This is a genomic window from Parafrankia sp. BMG5.11, from assembly GCF_004337455.1.
On record NZ_SJXI01000152.1, the window covers coordinates 1 to 3,855 of the forward strand.

General features: G+C 75.9%; 1 protein-coding gene. It reads right to left on the reverse strand.

Annotated elements, in window-relative coordinates; genetic code table 11:
• On the reverse strand, window positions 1–3,855 hold a 3,855-nt coding region (locus E0504_RS48015; protein ID WP_131627880.1), incomplete at both ends, for an SDR family NAD(P)-dependent oxidoreductase.

Genomic DNA, 3,855 nt, shown 5'->3' on the forward strand with positions numbered 1-3,855 from the left:
CACCCACGCCAACGGCACACCGTCGCGGTTGTCGTCGCGGCCGTCGTCGCGCCGGCCGTCACCGCCGCTGTCACCGTCGCCGGGTGCCTGCTCGAGGATCAGGTGGACGTTGGTCCCGCTCACGCCGAAGGAGGAGACGCCGGCACGGCGGGGCCGGTCGACCGCCGGCCAGGGGGTGGTCTCGGTGAGGACCCGGACGGCGCCGGAGTCCCAGTCCACGTGCGGGGTCGGCGCGTCCACGTGCAGGGTTCCCGGGAGCAGGCCCTCGTCCAGGGCATGGATCATCTTGATGATCCCGGTGATGCCGGAGACCGCGGCGGGATGCCCGAGGTTCGACTTGATCGAGCCGATGAGCAGCGGCCGGCCGGGGTCGCGGTGCTGGCCGTAGGTGGCGAGCAGGGCCTGGGCCTCGATGGGGTCGCCGAGTTTGGTGCCCGTGCCGTGGGCCTCGATGGCGTCGACGTCGTCCGGGGTGAGGCGGGCGGCGCTGAGCGCGGCGCGGATCACCCGCTGCTGCGACGGCCCGTTCGGCGCCGTCAGGCCGTTGCTGGCCCCGTCCGCGTTCACCGCGCTGCCGCGGATCACAGCCAGCACCCGATGGCCGTTCGCCCGCGCGTCCGAAAGCCGCTCCAGCAGCAGCATGCCGACGCCCTCCGACCAGGCGGTGCCGTCGGCGGCGGCCGCGAACGGCTTGCACCGCCCGTCCGGGGCCAGGCCCTTCTTCCGGCTGAACTCGGTGAACGCGCCGGGTCCGGCGAGCACGTTCACCCCGCCGACCAGGGCCAGGTCGACCTCGCCGCCGCGCAGCGCCTGCGCGGCGAGGTGCGTGGCGACCAGTGACGACGAGCAGGCGGTGTCGATGGAGACCGACGGCCCCTCCAGCCCCAGCACATAGGAGATGCGCCCGGACGCCACGCTGTTCGTCGCGCCGGTGAGCAGGTAGCCCTCGACCCCGCCGCGGACCGCCTCGTGCAGCCGTGGGCCGTACTCCTGCTGGGACGCGCCGACGAAGACACCGGTCCGCGAGCCCCGCAGGGACGTCGGTTCGATCCCGGCCCGTTCGACGACCTCCCAGGCGGTCTCCAGCAGCAGCCGCTGCTGCGGGTCCATGGCGGTGGCCTCGCGGGGACTGATTCCGAAGAACTCGGCGTCGAACAGGTCCGCGTCGTGCAGGAAGCCGCCCTCCCGCACGTAGGAGGTGCCGGGGTGCTTCGGGTCCGGGTGGAACAGTCCGTCGAGATCCCATCCCCGGTTCACCGGGAACGCGCCGACGGCGTCGACGCCGTCGAGCACGAGCCGCCACAGCTTCTCCGGTGAGTCGGCGCCGCCGGGCCAGCGCCCCGCCACCGCCACGATCACGACGGGGTCGTCGTCGCCGGCACCGTCGCGCACGTCCCGCCCGGCCGTGGCCGAGGCCACCGCGATGTCGTCGCCCAGCGCGCCGGCGAGTTCGGTGAGTACCAGGTCGGCCAGCGCGTCGACCGTCGGATAGTCGAAGACGACGCTGGCCGGCAGGCGCAGGCCGGTCGCGGCGTTGATCCGGTTGCGCAGCTCCACGGCGGTGAGCGAGTCGAAGCCCAGCTCCTTGAACGGCCGGGTCCGGTCGATCGCGCCCGGGGAGGAGTGGCCGAGCGTCGCCACCGCGGCGCCGAGCACCGCCTCCACGAGTACCCGTCGCCGCTCCTCGGCGGTGAGCGCGGCGAGCCGGCGGGTCAGCTCCGAACCGGATCCGTCCGCGTCCGGGTCGGTGATCGCCCCGCTGCCGGTCGCCCTGCCGGCGGGGGAGGCGCCCGACCCGCCGCCGGCCGCGGGTGCGCCCGCTGCGGCGTTCAGCGCGCGCACCTCGGGCAGGTCGGCGATCAGCGGCCGGGGCCGGGCCGCGGTGAACACGGGCGCGAACCGCTCCCAGTCCACGTCGGCTACGACGAGGGGGCCGGCCTCCTCCGCGACCGCCTGCCGCAGCGCCGCCAGCGCGAGCCCGGGATCCATGGCCCGCAGCCCGCGCCGGCGCAGCCGCGCCTCGATGTCCCCCACTTCCGCCATGCCGGCGCCGCCCCACGGGCCCCAGGCGATCGCGGTGCCGGCGACACCGCGGGAACGCCGGCGCTCCACCAGCGCGTCGAGGGTGGCGTTCGCGGCGGCGTAGCCCGCCTGGGCTCCGCTTCCCCACACCCCGGCGATCGAGGAGAACACCACGAAGGCGTCCAGCGCGGTGTCGCCGAGCAGGTCGTCCAGGTGTACCGCCCCGGCGGCCTTGCCCGCGATCACCTCCGCGAGATCGTCCGCGTCCAGACGGGCCACGGGTACCTCGGTGACCACCCCGGCGGCGTGCACCACGGCGGTGAGGTCCTCGGCCGCGAGCGAGTCCAGCAAAGCCTTGAGGGCCGCCCGGTCGGCGGTGTCGCAGGCGGCGACCGTCACCCGCACCCCCGGCCCACGAAGTTCGTCCGCCAGTCGGGTGGCTCCCGGAGCGAGTGGACCTCGTCGGCTCGCCAGCACGATGTGCTCCGCGCCGGCGCCCGCCAGCCAGCGGGCGACCTGCCCGCCGAGCCCGCCCGTGCCGCCGGTGACCAGAACCGTCCCCCGGGGGTTCCAGGCCCGACCCGCCGCTGCGCGCCGGTTCGGTACCCGTGCCACCCGGCGGGCCAGCAGGCCACGCGGCCGCAGGGCCACCTGGTCCTCCGCCAGGCCGGCCAGCACGGCGGCCAGCCCGCGTGCGCTCGCCGCGTCGAACCCGTCCTCGGGCAGGTCGATCAGGCCGCCCCAGCGGTCCGGATGCTCCAGACCCACGACCCGCCCCAGTCCCCAGACCTCTGCCTGGGAGAGCCGCGGCTGTTCGGTGGCGTCCGTCGCCACACCGCCGCGGGTCAGCAGCCACAGCGGCGCGGACACCTCGAGGTCGCCGAGCGCCTGTGTGAGTGCGACGGTGGCGAGCAGGCCGATGCCGACGGTGGGCGCGTCGGGACACGGCGCGTCCCGCCACGCCAGCAGCGAGACCACGCCGGCCGGGGTCGCCGCTGTTCCGGCGGCGGACTGTCCCCCCTCGTCCGCCAGGGCGGAGCGCAGGCGGGCGGTCAGGCCGGCGCGATCGGACTCCGCGGTTCCCACCTCGATCACCCGCACCCGCGTGCGGTGGTCCGCGAGGGCGGAGACGACATCGTCCGATCCGGTCACGCCCTCGGGCGTCACGACGAACCAGATTCCCGGCTCCCCGTCGACCGTTCGCCGCGCACGGGCCGCCCCGGCCGGGGCGGGGACCGCCAGCGCCTTCCACTCCACCTGGTAGCGCCACCGGTGGGTCGCGGCACGCTCGAGGTTGGCGCGGCGCCAGCTGGCCAGCCCGGGCAGGACGGTCCGCAGGGCCGTGGTCCGCTCAGGTTCGGAGATGTCCAGCTCGGTGGTCAGCCCGGCGAGGTCCTCCTGCTCCACGGCGGCCCAGAAATCGGCGGCGGCCGGATCGCCCGCGGTGGCGTCCGCCCGCTCGCCGCCGGCGACGGGCCCGCGCTCCAGCCAGTACCGCTGGCGTTGGAAGGGGTAGGTGGGCAGGGCCGCCGGCGGCGCGGGTGCTGCGGGCGCGGGGTCCGGTGCGGGCGCCCCGGCGTTCGTCGATGTCACCGGGTCCGTCGAGGGCACGGTGTCCGTGGCCGGGTCCGGCTCCTGTGCCGTGGCCGGGCCGGCGGGGTTCCAGCCGACCGGGTGACCGTGGGCGTGCAGGGTGGCCAGCGCGGTCGCGAAGGTGACCGTTCCGGGACGGTCGCGCCGCAGCACGGGAACGACGACCGGCGTCCGGGAGGCGCCTCGCCCCGCCTGTGGCTCCTGCGCCCTGTCGTGTTCGAGTTGTTCGAGGGTTTCGGT